The organism is Mesorhizobium sp. Root157 (genome assembly GCF_001427385.1).
Taxonomy (GTDB): Bacteria; Pseudomonadota; Alphaproteobacteria; order Rhizobiales; family Rhizobiaceae; genus Mesorhizobium.
Map to the genome: position 1 here is coordinate 1 of NZ_LMGJ01000038.1, position 16,677 is coordinate 16,677.

The window sequence follows — 16,677 nt, forward strand, 5'->3', positions numbered from 1 at the left end:
CCCCCGCCACTCACCGCGTTGGGGGAAGGTTCACATGGCTCAATTCTCAATGGAAATTATGCGCCTAACCGGCTCAGTTCCGCGTGGAAACCAACAGTGCGTACTTTGGGCGTCATAGAGGGACTGGATCGCGTGGCCAGGACCATCCGCTCCGGCCATGCCGGCGACTTGGTCATAGCAGCCCATCCAAGCGCGGCGATCTCGCTGCTGCCGCCTGCACTAGCGGATTTCAAGTCCCAACGGCCTGAGGTGCGTATCGAATTGTTGACCCGAAATTCCGATGAGGTCCGAGCGCTGTTCCCGTCGCGCAAGTACGACCTGGGCATCGCGGAGTTGCCGATCGACCCGTCGGGGCTTTCAGTCGAGCGCTATGTTATGGACTGCGTGGCCATCGTGCCGGAACAGCATCGGCTTGCAACGCATGCAACCCTTACGCCAGAATTGTTTCACGCCGAAAGCTTCGTCATCGTCTCGTCGCGAAGAGCGATCTTCCATCACATAAGCAGCGCATTCGCAGAACGCGGCGCGACCTTGAATATAGTAGCGGAAGTCGAAATGTTCGCGTCGATCTGTGCAATGGTCGCGTGCGGAAGCGGCGTCTCCATAGTTGACCCGGCTTCAGCGGGGATGTTCAGCAAGCTCGGTTTTGTCTGTCGACGCTTTGAGCCACAGATAACCTATGACATTGCGCTTTTTCGATCCGCAGATCACGAACCATCGGTTGTCGCCCAGGCATTCATGGGCTTAATGAAAGAGCGACTTTCCACTTTCTGTGTGCCGCGATCGAACGGGTAGTAGGACAAGCAGAGAGATTGCGGAGCGGTTAGATTAATTCCGACGGCACGGGCCGGAGAAAGTATCGCAGACGCTAGGTCTAAAGCGGCAAACCCGCCTTGATATAACCGTCGAGGAAATGTTGTCGGTCCTCATCGCGCCTAAAAGGCTGCGTAGCTGCCCAACGAGATGCGAGGAAGCCGGGATTTATCTCAAGGAACCGGCGGGCTTCCTCGTGAGCTTCGGCGAACTGACCGAGCTGCGCCAAGCTCGCAGCAAGGATGCGCTTTGCCGGTAGCCGGCCAACCTCCTCCTTGCGGAGAACCCTGACTGCCTGGGTATAGTGGCCGGCAGCATAGTACGCGAAGCCGAGGTCCCAGTAGTACCAGCCCGGCGGATAGGGGTTGAGGCGGAGAGCATTCTCAGCCAGTTCGACGGCGTCGCCGGGCCGGCCTTGCAGGACTCTCAAGTTCGCCATGTTCACCATCGTGTCGGCATGGTTCGGGTTGATCCGCAGCGCCGTTTGGAATGCGGACTCCGCCTCTTCGAGTATGCCCTCGCAGAGCCGAGCAAACCCAAGAACGCTATGTGCCATAGGATCGCTCATATCGAGCGACATCGCCTTCTGAGCGTAAGCGAGCCCCAAAGCCTGGTTCGCGTTAAAGTCCTCCCCGTAGTGGATCGCCGCGTTGTAGTGCGAAACGGCGAGCCATGCGTAGGCCTCAGCCAAATTCGGATCGAGCTCGGCGGCCTTGACGAGGAGAGTACGAGCAAGATCGTTTCCGGCGGGCGAGTGCATGACAAGAACGCGCCCGCGAACGAGGAAATCATACGCTTCGATAATCGTCGTCCGGCGCCGGGTAGACGGCGCGTCATCGAGCGCTGGTTCAAGCGGCAGCACGTTCGCCAGAGCCGCGACGACCTTGCGCACTACTTGGTCCTGCAGACGAAAGACGTCGGCCAGATCGCCATCAAACCGCTCAGCCCAAAGACATCTGCTCGTCGTCGCCTCAGTGAGATGAATCCCAATTCGGACCTGGCCTGCGACGCGACGCACGCTGCCCTCGATGACATAGCGGACACCGAGTTCCTTCGCGATCGATTGCGTATCGGCGGACATTGCCTTGAAAGCGAACGATGAATGGCTTGCGATCACCAGGAGACCCGGCACCTTCGACAAGTCGGTGATCAAATCGTCCACCAAACCGTCGGCGAAATGCGCCTGCTCCGGATCGAGGCTCATGTTCGCAAAGGGCAAGACTGCGATAGAGGGGTCCGCTTCGAGCGCCCGGCTGGGATCGACGATTGGAGCCTCGCGCTGTTGGATGGTGAGCGGGCCTGTGAACCGATAGCCCACCCGCGGGAAAGTCGCGATCCACTCTTCCCCGTCGGGCGAGACCCGCAACCGTCTCCGAAGAGCAGCGATCTGAACCGTCAGATTGCTTTCTTCAACGTAGGTATTTGGCCAGGCAGCGTCCATCAAGGCCGCCTTGGGCACCACTTGACCGCGCGCCTCCACCAAGGCCTGCAGCAGCGCAAGGGGTTTGCTTCCAATCGCAACAGGCAGGCCGTGCTCGAATAGTGCGCCGTCGCGAGCGTCAAGCACAAAGGGACCAAATGCAAAGCGCAGAGGCACCATAGCCTATCATACGACCTTCGGAAAAATTTTGCGATCAATTCGGAGCCTCTTTAGGATTGGCGCCGCGAAATCGCCGATGCTCTCCACCTCGGGCCAGCCTGAACGGAAAACGGTCCGTAGCCTAGCAGCTTAGCACGGCAGCAAGGGAGTTAATGATATGACTAAACTAACATTGGCGATGAGTGTGCTTGCCGGCGTGACCGGGCTTTGCGGCGATGCCGTAGCCGATTCCTCAATGGCCGGCCCGACATACATCGGGGACAGAGCGGCGGACCCCGAGGACGAGACGTTCGCCTACTTGGTGAAGACTGAAGGCGATCGCCCGCTCGCTTTCATCGGTCCAGCCCGCAATGTTGGTCCCGTCACGGGCGACGCGGAGAGGGACACGTTCGCGTACCGGCCGCTGCTTGGAGTGCAGAGAGACGGTCTTTGGACATTCGTGCTCGTGCGGGAGTGCGAGGTTTCAGATGCGGCGAGGGCTATGGATTGCCGCCTGCCCCCGCCCACTGTGACGGTTTTGCGGCAGCGGGCCGCGGTCGGGGGCAACTGATCGAATGTCCCTTTCGAGTGCGCGAGCGGCAATGAGGCTCTTACAGTCGGGTTGCCGCCTTCGCCTGCATGCGTCTTCACAATCCGGAATTTTGTCTGGGTCCGGCCCTACGCCAGACCCAATCTGCTCTTGCGCTCCGCCGACCATGCGGTGATGAGTTTGTCGGCCGTCAGTCCCATGAAGGCCACGCACAGGCCCAGCACCAGGCCTTTGCCGGCGTCATTGAAGGTCAACGCCCGGAATATCTCCTGCCCGATATCCTTGGTGCCGATGAAGGCGGCAATAATGACCATGAACAGTGCGAACATGATGGTCTGGTTGATGCCCAGCATGATTTCCGGAAAGGCCAGCGGCAAGCGAATGTTCCACAACAGTTGGCGCTCGGTGCAGCCCGAGGTGATGCCGGCTTCGACAATATCCTGCGGGACGTTGCGCAGGCCGAACACGGTGTAGCGAATGATCGGGATCATCGCGTAGATGATGATCGCCGAAATGGCCGCGACGTCGCCCACCTTGAACAGCATGATCACCGGGATCAGGTAGATGAAGGATGGGAAGGTCTGGAACGTATCGCACCAGAGCTTCGCCATCTTTGCGCGGCGGTCGGTCTTGGAGGCCCATATCCCGACCGGCAGACCGATCAGCACGCACAGCATGACCGCGACCGCCACCATATAGGCGGTGATCAGCGAGCGTTCCCAAAAACCGGCAAAGGCAATGAAAAGCACGAAGCCGGATACGACAAGCGCCAGACGTACGCCCCCAAGCGACCAGCCTGCCACAGCGACCAGCGCCACCATTGCAGTCCACGGAATCTGCTGGAACAGCCCACGCACCGGGATCAGCACGTAAAGCAGCATCGCATCCCGGAAGTATTGCAGCGGATCGAAGAAGTAGAGCGTGATCCAGTCGACCAGTCCATCCCACAACGGTGCCGTGCTCAGTGTAAGTTCGTCAGGCCACACGCTTGCGTATGGCGTGATCGCCGACAAAAGCAGCGACACACCGCATACGGCTATTGCAGCAGACAGGAACGGGAAGCGCGCCAACCATGAAACGTTGTCGGCCAGATGGCTTGGCTGCTTCTCGGCAGCCGCACGGCTCAACTGGTCGAGGACGATCGCCATCAGTACGATCGCGACGCCGCTTTCGAGCGCCTGACCAATCTTGAGCGATTGAAGGCGAAACAGAAGATCGTGCCCAAGCCCGCGCGCGCCAACGAAGGAGGCGATAACGACCATCGCAAGGCATTGCATGATGACCTGGTTGACGCCTACCAGCAGAGCCTGGCGGGCCGCCGGAATTTCGACCATCCAGAGCATCTGGAAGCGGGTGCACCCCGCCATCTTGCCAGCTTCACGGATCTCTTCGGCTATGCCTTTCAGGCCGAGGATCGTCAGCCGCGCCATGGGCGGGATGGCAAAAATGATCGTGGCGATTGTTCCGGCCTTGTGGCCCACTCCGATGAATACGGCGATGGGAATCAGGTAGGAGAAGTGCGGCAGCGACTGCAGGACGTTGAGGAGCGGCACGATCACGGCCTCGAACCATGGCTTCTTGACCGCCATGATACCGAGCAGGAATCCGATACTACCTGCTATCGGCGCTGCAACCAGAACGACCGACAGCGTGATCATCGACAGTTCCCATTTGCCGAAGATCGCCATGTAGGCAACGCAGCCCGCGGCCAACGTGCCAAGCCGCCAGTCACGCAAGGCCCACCCCAGGACACCGCACAAGCCCGCGGTCATCACCCACGGCATCGCTGGTATACCAAAATCCGGAAAGCCCGAGACAAGCAAGCCTTCGACCAGCGCAAGCGGCCAGGTAATGAGCTCGGCAATCCAGCGGGTAAAATCCCTGAACGAGAAAAGACCAAACAGGGCATCTTCGCGCAGATGATCGATGACGGCATTCGTCCAGTCGATGAATGGAACCGTCCACGCCTGCGGCACTTTCATCATCCAGTCCGGTAGCAAGGATGCGCACAGGAACAGGATCAGAAACGGCAGCACGGTGAGCGCCGGTTTCGCCGCCCTGGCAAGCGCTCCCGGTGCGCCAACCTTGGTGGGGCGCTCCATGGCCACCGCGCTCACCGCGCCGGTTCCTGGTCGTAAAGGGCATCGATATAGGTGCCGCGATCCAGCGTACCTACCAATATGCCCTCGTCATCGACGACGTCGATGGGGCGTTCCGTGGTGACGATCTGGCGCGCGATGCTCGCCAGCAGGGCGTCGGCCCGGATCGCATCCTTGGCCGGCTTGCGGGGAGATGTCGACGCCATGACACTTCTTACCGACAGCAGCCGATCTCGCGGAATATTCTCAGTGAACTTCGCAACATAAGGCGTGGCTGGGCGGGTTACCAACTGCTCAGCCGTGCCAAGCTGTTCGATGGCCCCGTCCTTCATGATGGCGATGCGGTCGGCGACGCGTATGGCTTCGTCAAAATCGTGCGTAATGAAAACGATCGTCTTGTTGAGAACCTTCTGGAGCCGCAGAAACTCGTCCTGCATTTCCTTGCGGATCAGCGGATCGAGCGCAGAGAAGGGTTCGTCGAGGAACCACAGGTCCGGCCCGACTGCGAGCGAACGGGCTATGCCGACGCGTTGTTGCTGGCCGCCCGAAAGTTCACGCGGATAGTAGCCTTCGCGCCCCTTCAACCCAACCAGTTCGATAACATCGCGCGCCCGGCTTTCCCGCTCCTGCCTAGCCGTTCCCCGCACCTGCAAGGGGAACGCGACATTCTCCAGGACCGTCCGGTGCGGCAGCAGTGCAAAGTTCTGGAACACCATGCCCATCTTGTGCCGGCGCAATTCGATCAACTCGCTGTCGGAAGCCGTCAGCATGTCGCGGCCTTCGAACATCACCTCGCCGGCCGTGGGTTGGACAAGCCGCGACAGGCAGCGCAGCAATGTCGATTTTCCGGAACCGGAAAGTCCCATGACAACGAGAATCTCGCCGGGCATGACGTCGAACGAAACGTCTCTAACCGCCGAAATATAGCCCTGCGCCCGGATGGCCTCGATGGAAGGACGGCCATCGTGTCGTTTCAGGAAACCGACCGGATCGGGGCCATATAGTTTCCAGAGATTTCGGCATGCAATCTTGGGGTCGCCCATGGAAATTCCCTTTGCCGTTGGAGGGCAGCACTGTGCCTGCGCGAGAGGGAGCGCCCGCAATCAGGCGGGCGCTGCCAACTATGCAGGTAGAAGTCTGGACGTCGGGATCAGCTTGCCGAGCCCAGCCATTCCTTCCAGCGGGCTTCATTGTCAGACAGCCATTTGTCTGCAGCCTGCTCCGGCTCCATGTTGTCGATATCGGCAAGCTTGGCCTGCACCGCGACATCCATGTTGGTGAAGTTGATCTTCTGAAGCACGGAGTAGGCCTTGGGCCACTTGTTCGGGAATTCCTTCCACGCGCCGATCTTCAGATAACCGTCCTTCGGGTTCCCGCAGTCATAGGTGAGATCCTTGTTGGTTCCCCAGGAAGCATCGTCCTTGCACTTGGGATCGAAGGGCGGGAACTCGACGAACGCGCCTTCATACAGGGCCTCGATGAAGTTGGGCGTCCAGTTGAACAGAACGATCGGCTCCTTGCGCTTCTCGGCCGAGGCAAGTTCCGCCCAAAGTGCTGCAGCAGAGCCTGCGTTGACCACCTCGAAGTTCATGCCGAAGGCTTCGACACGCTCGGAATCGTGCTTGAGCCAGTCGACCGGTCCGCCAAGGAACCGGCCCTTGGGCGAAGTCTCGGCGGTGGCAAACTTGTCCGCGCACGCATTGAGCGCTTCCCAGGCAGGCAGGCCGGGACAGATTTCCTCGACGTATTTGGGATACCACCATTCCTCGCGGGTCTTCGCGTCATGGGTGGCGGCATCGATGGCGCAGCCTTCCTTTACGACCTTCTCGAACGCAACGCCGAAGGCACCTTCCCAAACTTCATGGACGAGATGCACATCACCTTCACAGAGCGCCGTATAGACGACCTGACTATCCGCCGACACGTATTCTACTTTCGCGCCGGTCTTCTCGAGCAGCTTGCCGACGATATGCGCGCCTACGATCTGGCTCGACCAATTGTGAGTGGGTATCTTGATGACGTCGGTGGAATCCTGGGCAAAGGCGGTGGTTACCGTGAAAGCCAGGATCGCAGCTACGCTTGCGGATATCGTGAGTTTTCTCATTTCTTCTCCCTTTTATTCCTCGTTCCAGACGAGCGGATAATCACCTCTGCGGGTAGTTCTGATACGCTCAGCCCAGCAAGAATAGCTGCCAGAAGTGAACCGGTGTCGTCGTCGATGTAAAAGTCGTGGCTTGCCATGTGAAAAGATGTTAATCGGAGCGCGGGAGGAATTCGGCATGCGGCTCCAGCATCACATTGTGATCGTGGAGGATGACCCGGTTACGCGGGCGAAGCTTGCCGGGTATTTTCTCGCCGAGGGCTACAAGGTCAGCGAAGCCGGCGATGGCGAACAGATGCGCAGCATCGTTGGACGCCATCCTGCCGATCTTTTGATGATCGACATCAACCTGCCAGGCGAGGACGGGCTGAAACTCACCCGGGAACAGCGGGAACGGTCCGATGCGGGGATCATCCTTGTGACCGGTCGCACCGATACCGTCGACCGCATAGTCGGGCTGGAAATAGGCGCCGACGACTACGTGACCAAGCCATTCGAGCACCGGGAGCTTCTGGCGAGGGTCAAGGGCCTCCTACGGCGCGTCGGCAAAAGCCGGCAGCCGAACGCCAACACCTCCACGCGCGCCTTTTACGGCTGGATTCTCGATGTCGCCCGCCGCACCTTGCAAGCAACAGACGGAACTTTCGTCGATCTGACCGGGGCCGAATTCAAACTACTGTCTGCCCTCACTGCCAATCCGGGGCAAGTGCTGTCGCGCGAACGGCTGCTGCACGAGATATCGAGACGCGAATGGGATGCCAGCGACCGTACCGTGGACGTGCTGGTCAGGCGTCTTAGGCAGAAGCTTCACGACAATCCACGCGCGCCCCGTATCATCGTGACTGCACATGGCGAAGGCTACTTCTTCACCCCGGAGGCGACGCCGCCTATACAGCGGGATGTACCGCGTTACTGAAAACGCAGCGCAATCAGCCGATCACTCTGCGGCGGTCCGCTCTATGGGCCGATCGGCTGAGAGGATTTGTGACAACTGCGCAGAACCGTCTGCAAACGCTGCCTCGCATTCGACGACGATTTGAGCCACCTCCTCGATGGAGGCCGCGGCTGAGGCCGTCTCCAGCGCAACCGCTGCAGCCAGCAACCTCGGGAAGCCGAGCGACCCCGCCGAGCTTTTCGTCGCGTGAGCCAGGTCTCGCAACGCCTTGCGGTTGTTGCTTCGCAAGGCCTCGTGCATCGCCTCGAAGCGGCGCGGCAGGCTGTCCTGCGCTATGCGGTACAGGCGTTGGACAACCTCCAGCCCCAAGGCGTGAACGTCTGCCTTGCAGGCAGCTTCATCAAATGCGGCCAGAAGGGTAGCAGTCGGAACACGGTCGCTCAGGGCCGCAATAGCTTCGATCAATTGCTCGTCGATGATCGGCTTGGCAACGAAGGCATCCACACCGGAATTGAGATAGCGCTCGACCTCCGAAGTGAAAACGTGTGCCGACATCGCAATAACCGGCAAGCCCGGCGAATCGAGAGCCTTTCGAACACGTTTCATGGCTTCGAGACCGTCGATCCCTGGAAGGCTGATGTCCATGACGAGGATGTCAGGCTTGAAATCCGCGACCGCCTCGACCGCCGCGTAGCCGGAACTGACAGCCCTGACATGGTGACCTGCCTTTGACAGCACAGTGTCGGCAACCAGCCGCGTCGCTTCATCGTCCTCGACCATGAGAATGTTGAGTGCGGACGTTGGCTTGGTGGCGCGTTGGCGCATTTGCACGCGGCTAGGCCGACGCGCGGTTTTCATCGCAATTTCGAAAGTGAAAGTACTTCCCTCACCTTCTACGGACTCGACCTTCAGTTCGGCCCCCATAAGCCGCGCGAGTTCACGGCTGATTGCCAGACCGAGGCCCGTACCGCCAAATCGCCGTGTGATCGATGCATCGGTCTGCGTGAACGCCTGGAATATGTGTTCTTGCTGTTCCGGCGAAATGCCGATCCCGCTATCGGCAATGGAGACGACTACACGCTGCGAACCCTTGCCTGCTTCCTTCCCGGCAACCTCCACCCGCACTTCGCCATGTTGAGTGAATTTGATGGCGTTGCTGACGAGATTGAACAGGACCTGTCTTATCTTGGTGGCATCGCCGGAAAACGCCGGTGAAAGCTTGCGGTCAATGTGAAAGCTGAAATCGAGGCCCTTTTCGGTTGCTATCGGCCGCATGAAAGCGACGACGCCCTCGACCAAGGTGGCCATGTCGAAGTCAACCTGCTCCAGCACCACATTGCCGGATTCGATCTTGGAGTAATCGAGTATCGCGTTGAGGATGCCAAGCAATGCCTCGCCTGAATTGGCCGCGATGGAAAGGTGCTTGCGCTGGGTTGAACTGAGCTTGGTATCGGCGAGCAGGCGCATCATGCCGAGCATACCGGTCATGGGCGTACGTATTTCGTGGCTCATCGTCGCAAGGAATGCCGATTTCGCACTACTCGCCTGTTCGGCGTGTTCGCGCGCTTCGGCGTGATCCAGGGCTTCCTGGCGCAACTGCGTATTGACCAGCCGTATCTGTTCGGTTTGCTCCTCGACCAGTTGCTGCAATTCCTCGCGGTGGCGCTTCAACTCGACAGTGATGCGCTCGCGCTCCTGCTCCAGGTCGAGCCGCCGCTGTGACTCGTCGCGGAACCTGTTCACCGCCACTGCCATCGTGCGCAACTCGTCGTCGCCATCTTCCGCGACCTGAACGGCGAGATCGCCGGCCGTCAGTCGCTGCATGGCGCGCGACAGGCCGCCCAGCCGCCGGACGAGGTTCCGTTCGACATAAAGCCAAACGATGCCGCCAGACACCAGAACCGCGCCGAGCAGGGTCAGCACAAGCACCACAACACCGATGCGCAACGCATGATCAGCACGCTCCGCTGTGGTCCTGGCAAACTCCCCGGATCTATCGAGAATGCTTCTGGCAACCACGTTCTGTTTTGCAGAAAGATCACGGTTGGCTGCCGCGATCGTATCCAGGTGGCCGATCAGGTCGACCACACGCTGGCGACGCCCGAACAGCGAGCCGGCCACGGGAACGTCGCCTGCCGCGGTTTCGATCGCGCTGAAGAATTCAAGCGCCTGCTTGCGTCGTACCGGGTCGTCTATACCCAGAATGCGCCGCCGGATAACCGTCATGTGGTCTTGAAAAATGTGGCTGATTTCTTTGATTTCCATGCCCGATTCTGCACGCGTCAGGCGATTGACCAGAAGGCTGATCTGGGCGCTTCGGTGGCGCAGTTCATACATGCGCTCCATGAGGAAAATGTCATGCTCAATCAGGCGGTCGATGGCATTGTAAGCATCCTCACGCCGCGAAGGATCGCCGATGAGCCCGTATAGGTTGGCCGTGACCGCGGAGGCGCCGGCCGAGGCGTTGGAAATCAGCGTTTCGGACAGGAGCAGGATCGATTGCGCCGCCTCCGTGACCTTCTCGGCACTGTCGCGATAGGCGGCATCCTCCTCCAGCCTTTGACGCACAAACTCGTAATTGCTCTTCAAATTGGCGAGCATTTTTTCGACGGCGCCTGCGAACTCCTCCACAAGCTGGGTGTCGATCGCCAGCTTCCTGGCCTCGTCGAGCGACGCCACCATCTCCTGGGCAAGGCGCGACAGCTTGGTCTGCTCGGCAGACAGTGCGGCTCTCGACTGGACGGCGGCAAGTGCGGGAGCCGTCGCGACCAGTTTGGCACTGAGTTCGGCGGTGTGCTGGGTTGCAGCAACTGCCGGCAAGGCTTGCGCATTCACCACCGCCTGGGCCGCAGCGATATGACGAAGGATCAGCCAACTGGCGATGCCAGATGACAGCGACAGGCCAGTGATGCACAGGAAGGCGAGAAACAGCCTTCCGCCGATGCCGAGCCTACGAAACATATTTCATATAACCACGGTTTGCGCTGTCCGCGTAAGCCGTCTAGGGTCAGGACCTGTTAATTTGGCTCGAATGGTCGGAGCGGATTTGTGCGGATACGCGAAGCAATGCCGCAGGAAGGCTCAAGCCTTTCGAGACATTGCGACAAAGTAGCCCGGGCAAACCCGCTCCGACCATTCGAGCCAAATTGACAGGTCCTGACCCTAGCGTTTGCTTTATGAAAACAGCGGCAATCTTCAGCGTGGTTTGCGCGGCAATCCTTGTCATGGCTGCGTCGGACAGCGGTGCCAAGGACAGACCCGTCACATGGCGGCTCGACACTTGGCAACCGCCTTTCGACTACTCCCGCCCACCTGTGGCGGTCGATTATGAGCCTGTGGCCAAGGCCGCAAAACGCTGGAAGATCTGTGCCTCCTATCCGCACCTGAAAGACTCCTACTGGGTCAGTGTCAATTACGGCATGGTCGAACAAGCAAAGGCGACCGGCGTCGGGCTAACGGTTGTGGAAGCCGGAGGCTACCCCAATCTCGAACGACAGATCGAACAGATAAAGACGTGCAGCGCCGATGCCGATGCGTTGATCGTGGGTACCGTATCCTATGACGGCTTGACCCCGACGATCAGGGAAATAGCCAGCCGCATCCCCGTAATCGCAGCGGTGAACGACATCGACGACACCGGCATCACGGCAAAGACCGGCGTGTCCTGGGAAGAGATGGGCCGGTCCATCGGGGCCTATCTGGCGAGTCTTCATCCGGCGGGCACCGAACCGGTCAAGGTGGCATGGTTTCCCGGCCCGAAGGGAGCCGGCTGGGTTCAGTTCATCGAAGCCGGCTTCCAGAAAGGCATCAAGGACAGTTCGGCAAGGATTACCGCTGTCAAATGGGGCGATACCGGGCTCGAGATCCAGCTTCTCCTGATCGAAGAGATGCTGGAGGCACAGCCGGATGTCGACTACATCGTCGGCAGCGCGCCCACCGCGGACGCCGCCGTCAGTGTCCTGCGCGCCCAGAACCGGGAAGGTCAGATCAAGATACTGGCCGACTACTTCACCCACGGCACGTTCCGAGGGATAATCCGTAGCAAGGTGCTTGCCGCACCAACGGATTCCCCACCAATGCAGGGCCGGATTGCCATCGATCAGGCGATCCGTGCCATCGAAGGGACCTTGCAGTACAAACATGTCGGGCCGCATGTGACGATCATCGACAAAAACAACGTGCTCTCGCTCGACTTGGACCAGAGCCTCGCGCCCGCATGGTTCAAACCGACATTCCAGGTAAAATAGCAGACGTCCGATCGCAATTTTTCACAGCCGGCTTGCTGATTTTCACGAACCTCGTCGGACCGGTTCATTCACTGCAGCCAAGCTGACACCGCTGCCGCGCCCTGCGACCTGGCTGGGCTTTAGCCCAGCCAGGTCACCCGCTGGCGATCTCAGGGATTGAGATATGCCAGAACCTCATGGCCGCCGCGGTAGATCATCTCCAGCGCGACATAAAGGATAACGGCGAGACCGACATAGGCGATCCAGCGGTAACGCTGCAGCAGGCGGGCGATAAATGTTGCCGCCAGACCCATCAGGGCGATGGACAGAACCAGACCGAATATCATGATGGTCAGGTGATCGCGCGCCGCACCCGCGACGGCGAGCACGTTGTCGAGCGACATCGATACGTCGGCGACGACGATCAGCCATGCCGCCTGGGCGAAGGTTTTGCGACGGGCGCCGTCATCAGGGTTGGCGGCGCGGCCTTCGATGGCATCAGTTGCCTCCTGGCTATGGCCGGCGCGCAATTCGCGCCACATTTTCCAGCAGACCCATAGCAGAAGGATGCCACCGGCAAGCAGCAATCCAACAATCTGCAGGAGCTGGGTGGTGACGGCGGCGAAGCCGATACGCAGCACCGTCGCTGCGATGATGCCAATGAGGATGGCTTTGTTGCGCTGGCCCTTCGGCAGGCCTGCCGCGGCAAGGCCGATGACGATTGCGTTGTCGCCAGCCAGGACCAGGTCGATGAAGATGACTTGCAGGAGGGCGGAAAGGGCTTCCGGGGTAAGAAGTTCGCTCATGTGGGACCCGTTTTTCGTTGGGGCGCCCGAATGTCATGGATCGACCGGATGCAGCAGACGCCCGAGCCGGCACTTTCGTGCCCGGGGCGGGTTGCGCTGCAAGGCTAAGTCAATGAAATTCCACGAACACCAGGCCACCTGTTTGGATATCCAGTCCGACATCACGGTTCATGGGAACCGTCAGAGGGGCCCGGTCTGGTGCGCACCGTTTACCCGCACGAGTTTGGAAATTCAAGGGGCCCGTGCGTCGACGCGCAGTCTCGATCCACCTTGCCGCACCCCACCCGCAAAAAGTTGACGGTCATGATGTTTTTAACATGAGGCTGCTCTTGAAACTCGATGCCCTTGCGCCCAATTCAGGTGCGCGGGCCAGGCCCCTCTGACTGTCGCCTTCTAGCGACCGTGATGTCGGACCGCGTGAGAGGGCCCGTTCCAAGGTGTTGAAGAACATCAATCCGGTTCGAGTGGGCTCATGTCCAATGTCGGTTCGGAGATTCGCATGACATCTTCCCTCCTAGGCCTGGTTTGCCCTTCCTGCCGCGTCGCACTGGTGATGAGCGAACGCCAGGGCATAGAGATCGACTATTGCCCGCAATGCCGTGGCGTCTGGCTCGATCGAGGCGAACTCGACAAGATCATCGAGCGTGCCAGCAAGGACGCGGCGCCCCAGCCTCAGCCGCAACCACAGCCTTACGCCCCGCCTCAGCCAAGGCACGGCCATGACGACGACGATTATGTCCGCTCGCAGGGCCATCGATATCCAAAGCGCAGGAAATCGTTCCTCGAAGAATTGTTCGACTGACCGCGCAAAATTTGCGCGAGACAGGCTATGCGCCTGTCTCGCGCAACGACCGCTCGCCCGAGAGCACAAAGCAGCCAAGACAGCATTCACTGAGGAACATCCGATGTCGACTTCGCCTACCGTCCGATTTGCAGCCCTGTTTGCGGGCCTGTTCCTGGCATTCTCCATGACGGCGATGGATCACGCGGAGGCCCGGCGCGGCGGCAGCTTCGGCAGCCGGGGCGCGCGCACTTTCCAGGCGGCACCGCCGACCAGAACTGCGCCTGCGCCAACCGCTCCGGTCGAACGGTCGATCACACCCAACACCGGAACCAACGCAGCAAGCCGCCAACAGCCGGCCGGTATGCAGCGCCCGGGCTTCATGAATGGTCTCGGCGGTTCGATGATGCGCGGCCTGTTGCTTGGCGGCCTGCTGGGCGTTCTACTGGGGCAAGGTTTTGGCGGGTTGGCAGGCATGTTCGGCTTTCTCCTCCAAGTGCTGCTGATCGGTGGCGCGATCATGCTGGCGGTTCGGTTTTTCCGCTCGCAATCGGCGCGCACGCAGACACCGGCGATGGCTGGGGCTGGCTATTCCAACGGCGCGCAGGGCTTCGGGCGTGCTGACAGCCACCAACGCCAAACGGCCAATGCATCTTCATTCAGCATTCCGGGCATCGGCTCCGGCTCTGGATTTGGCGGAAAGGCCGAGGCGGCTGTGTCCGAGGACATCACGCTGACCCAGAACGATCTCGAGACATTCCAGCGGATGCTGACGGAGGTCCAGGAAGCCTTCGGACGCGAAGACCACGGTGCGCTGCGCCGGTTGGTGACGCCGGAAATGGTTTCCTACCTGTCGGAAGAGCTCGCCGACAACGCCCAGAACGGTGTCCGCAACGATGTTTCGGACGTCACTTTGCAGCAGGCCGATGTTGCCGAAAGCTGGCGCGAAGGCGACCGCGACTACGCGACGGCGGCATTGCAGTATTCCTCGCTCGACGTGACCCGCGACCGCGCTACGGGAGAAGTCGTGGACGGCGATGCCGACCAGCCCACGGAAACGACCGAGTTGTGGACTTTTACCCGCCAGAAGGGCGCGGAATGGAAGCTCTCGGCAATACAGCAGGCCTAGGACCAATCGACATCATCGCCATGACCACGCTGGCAACTATCAGAATGATTGGCATGACCCTGGATCGGGTGCCAAGCGCAAACCAGCACGAGTTGACAAGATGATGGAGTCTTCCCCGAAGGGTCATCCCAATGTCGCGTCGCACCAGAATCTCGTCAACGAGTTCAAGAATCCCGCCCTCATCATGAAACCCAGTGGTCGCGGCCACCCAATGCGATGTGAATCGACTTCACCTCCATATACTCCTCGACACCGTACATGCCGGTATCGCGGCCTATACCCGACTGCTTGAAGCCGCCGATCGGCATTTCCGGACCTCCGGCGATGGTGGTGTTGATCCAGGTGCGGCCGGCCTGGATGCGTCGAATAGTGCCAAGCGCCTTGTCGAGGTTGGACGTCCAGACGCTGGCGGCCAGCCCGTAGACGCTATCGTTGGCTATAGCGATTGCTTCGTCCCGGGTTGTAAAAGTGATCATAGTCAGGACCGGTCCAAAAATCTCCTCACGCGCCACCGCCATGTCGTTGGTGACGTCGGCAAGCAGCGTCGGATGAATGAAGCGGCCGGCCTTGCTGGCAACGGATTCACCGCCGCAGGCGAGTCGGGCGCCTTCTTCACCGCCCTTGCGGATATAGCCCAAGATCTTCTCATTGTGCGCGGTCGAGACGATGGCTCCCAACTGCGTGCTTGGGTCAAGCGGATCACCGATCCGCACCCGGGCGAACTTTTCTACCAGTAGCTTCTCGAATTCGTCTGCCACCGATTTTTCGACGATAAGCCGGCTGCCGCTGACGCAGCATTGGCCGGCATTGTGGCAGATTCCGAAGACCACGCCATCCGCGGCATCATCGAGGTTGGCGTCGGCAAACACGACCTGCGGGCTCTTGCCGCCCATCTCGAGGCCGGCTTTCTTGAAATTGGTTGCCGAAGCCAGCAGCGCATGCCGGCCAACGGCGGTCGAGCCGGTGAACGATATCTGGTCGATGCCCACGTGTTCGGTCATTGCCTGACCAATCTCCGGGCCGGTGCCGGTGACGACGTTGAAGACGCCGTCAGGAAGCCCTGCTTCGGTGAGAATCTCGGCCATGATCAGCGTCGTGGCGGAGGTCATTTCGGACGGCTTGGCAACGATGGTGCAACCTGCCGCCAGCATGAAGGGGATGCGTTCCGCCAGGATGAAGAACGGGAAGTTCCACGGCGTGATCAGACCGACAACACCGATCGGCTCGCGGGTGACGATACCGAACAGCTTGTCGCCGAGGTTGTTGAAACTGTCGCCATGCAGGCACCGCGCGGCGCCGGCGCCGTACTCATAGATGCCGGCAGCCCCTTCGACCTCGGCGCGCGACTGGGAGATCGGTTTGCCGGTCTCAAGCGTTTCCCAATAGGCGAGTTCCTCGGCGCGCGCGCGAATACCTGCCGCAGCCCTGAGCAGCACGGTCGCCCGCTCCGCGCCCGAAATGCCGGACCAGACACGGCTGTCGAAGGTCTTGCGCGCCACCGCCACGGCTTCATCCAGGTCCTTGCGCGTGCAAAGCGTGATGCGCGTCACCGGCACGTCATGGCCGGGGCTGAGCCGCTCCATGGTCTCGCGCTTGCCGGTTGCGATCCAGCGACCACCGACATGAAAGCCGAATTCTCGTGGCTTCGGCGGCAGGGAAAGAGTTGGGTTTTTCGCGTCCATCGTGCTTGCTCCTATG

Annotated in this window: 13 protein-coding genes; 6 read left to right on the forward strand and 7 right to left on the reverse strand. The window is 60.2% G+C overall.

Going from position 1 to position 16,677, the window contains the following annotated elements:
- Window positions 1-795, forward strand: a 795-nt coding sequence (locus ASD64_RS19160; RefSeq protein WP_082550055.1) for a LysR substrate-binding domain-containing protein, incomplete at its 5' end; no start/stop codon positions are given.
- 79 nt (window positions 796-874) lie between these two features.
- On the opposite strand, the gene ASD64_RS19165 is transcribed toward ASD64_RS19160, so the two are convergent.
- Window positions 875-2,413 carry a winged helix-turn-helix domain-containing tetratricopeptide repeat protein gene (locus ASD64_RS19165; RefSeq protein ID WP_056108562.1) on the reverse strand — a complete coding sequence of 513 codons (1,539 nt, stop codon included), beginning with the start codon at window positions 2,411-2,413 and terminating at the stop codon, window positions 875-877.
- Between the two features lie 157 nt (window positions 2,414-2,570).
- Between ASD64_RS19165 and ASD64_RS19170 the strand changes: the two genes are divergently transcribed.
- Entirely contained in the window at window positions 2,571-2,963 is a 393-nt protein-coding gene (locus ASD64_RS19170) for a hypothetical protein (RefSeq protein ID WP_156460231.1), read from the forward strand.
- A gap of 107 nt (window positions 2,964-3,070) precedes the next feature.
- Here ASD64_RS19170 and ASD64_RS19175 read toward each other — a convergent pair whose 3' ends face one another.
- The 3 genes from ASD64_RS19175 to ASD64_RS19185 form a co-directional block, all read right to left on the reverse strand.
- Window positions 3,071-5,059: an ABC transporter permease gene (locus ASD64_RS19175; protein WP_156460232.1), complete on the reverse strand. Its 1,989-nt coding sequence runs from the start codon at window positions 5,057-5,059 to the stop codon at window positions 3,071-3,073.
- The gene (locus ASD64_RS19180) at window positions 5,056-6,084 is read right to left on the reverse strand and encodes a quaternary amine ABC transporter ATP-binding protein (RefSeq protein WP_056108572.1); all 1,029 of its coding nucleotides are present in this window, start codon (window positions 6,082-6,084) and stop codon (window positions 5,056-5,058) included. Before ASD64_RS19180 ends, ASD64_RS19175 begins: the two co-directional genes overlap by 4 nt.
- A gap of 107 nt (window positions 6,085-6,191) precedes the next feature.
- On the reverse strand, window positions 6,192-7,145 hold the full coding sequence (locus ASD64_RS19185) for an ABC transporter substrate-binding protein (protein ID WP_056108575.1): 954 nt from the start codon (window positions 7,143-7,145) through the stop codon (window positions 6,192-6,194).
- A gap of 175 nt (window positions 7,146-7,320) precedes the next feature.
- Between ASD64_RS19185 and torR the strand changes: the two genes are divergently transcribed.
- Window positions 7,321-8,058 (forward strand): two-component system response regulator TorR, encoded by a 738-nt coding sequence (torR, locus tag ASD64_RS19190; protein ID WP_056108579.1) that lies wholly within the window; start codon window positions 7,321-7,323, stop codon window positions 8,056-8,058.
- Between the two features lie 21 nt (window positions 8,059-8,079).
- Here the strand turns inward: torR and torS are convergent, their stop codons facing one another.
- Window positions 8,080-10,998, reverse strand: a complete 2,919-nt coding sequence (torS, locus tag ASD64_RS19195) for a TMAO reductase system sensor histidine kinase/response regulator TorS (RefSeq protein WP_056108583.1) — start codon at window positions 10,996-10,998, stop codon at window positions 8,080-8,082.
- Between the two features lie 215 nt (window positions 10,999-11,213).
- Between torS and torT the strand changes: the two genes are divergently transcribed.
- On the forward strand, window positions 11,214-12,284 hold the full coding sequence (gene torT / locus ASD64_RS19200; protein WP_056108586.1) for a TMAO reductase system periplasmic protein TorT: 1,071 nt from the start codon (window positions 11,214-11,216) through the stop codon (window positions 12,282-12,284).
- Between the two features lie 149 nt (window positions 12,285-12,433).
- Here the strand turns inward: torT and ASD64_RS19205 are convergent, their stop codons facing one another.
- On the reverse strand, window positions 12,434-13,069 hold the full coding sequence (locus ASD64_RS19205) for a TerC family protein (protein ID WP_056108588.1): 636 nt from the start codon (window positions 13,067-13,069) through the stop codon (window positions 12,434-12,436).
- A gap of 499 nt (window positions 13,070-13,568) precedes the next feature.
- On the opposite strand from ASD64_RS19205, the gene ASD64_RS20790 reads away from it, so the two are divergent.
- Complete coding sequence (locus ASD64_RS20790) at window positions 13,569-13,871, forward strand: zf-TFIIB domain-containing protein (RefSeq protein WP_082550068.1); 303 nt, start codon at window positions 13,569-13,571, stop codon at window positions 13,869-13,871.
- A 103-nt stretch (window positions 13,872-13,974) separates the two neighbouring features.
- Complete coding sequence (locus ASD64_RS19215) at window positions 13,975-14,979, forward strand: Tim44 domain-containing protein (RefSeq protein WP_056108594.1); 1,005 nt, start codon at window positions 13,975-13,977, stop codon at window positions 14,977-14,979.
- A gap of 182 nt (window positions 14,980-15,161) precedes the next feature.
- Here ASD64_RS19215 and ASD64_RS19220 read toward each other — a convergent pair whose 3' ends face one another.
- Window positions 15,162-16,661, reverse strand: coding sequence for an aldehyde dehydrogenase family protein (locus ASD64_RS19220; RefSeq protein ID WP_056108597.1), 1,500 nt, complete (start codon window positions 16,659-16,661; stop codon window positions 15,162-15,164).
- Between the last annotated feature and the right edge of the window lie 16 nt (window positions 16,662-16,677).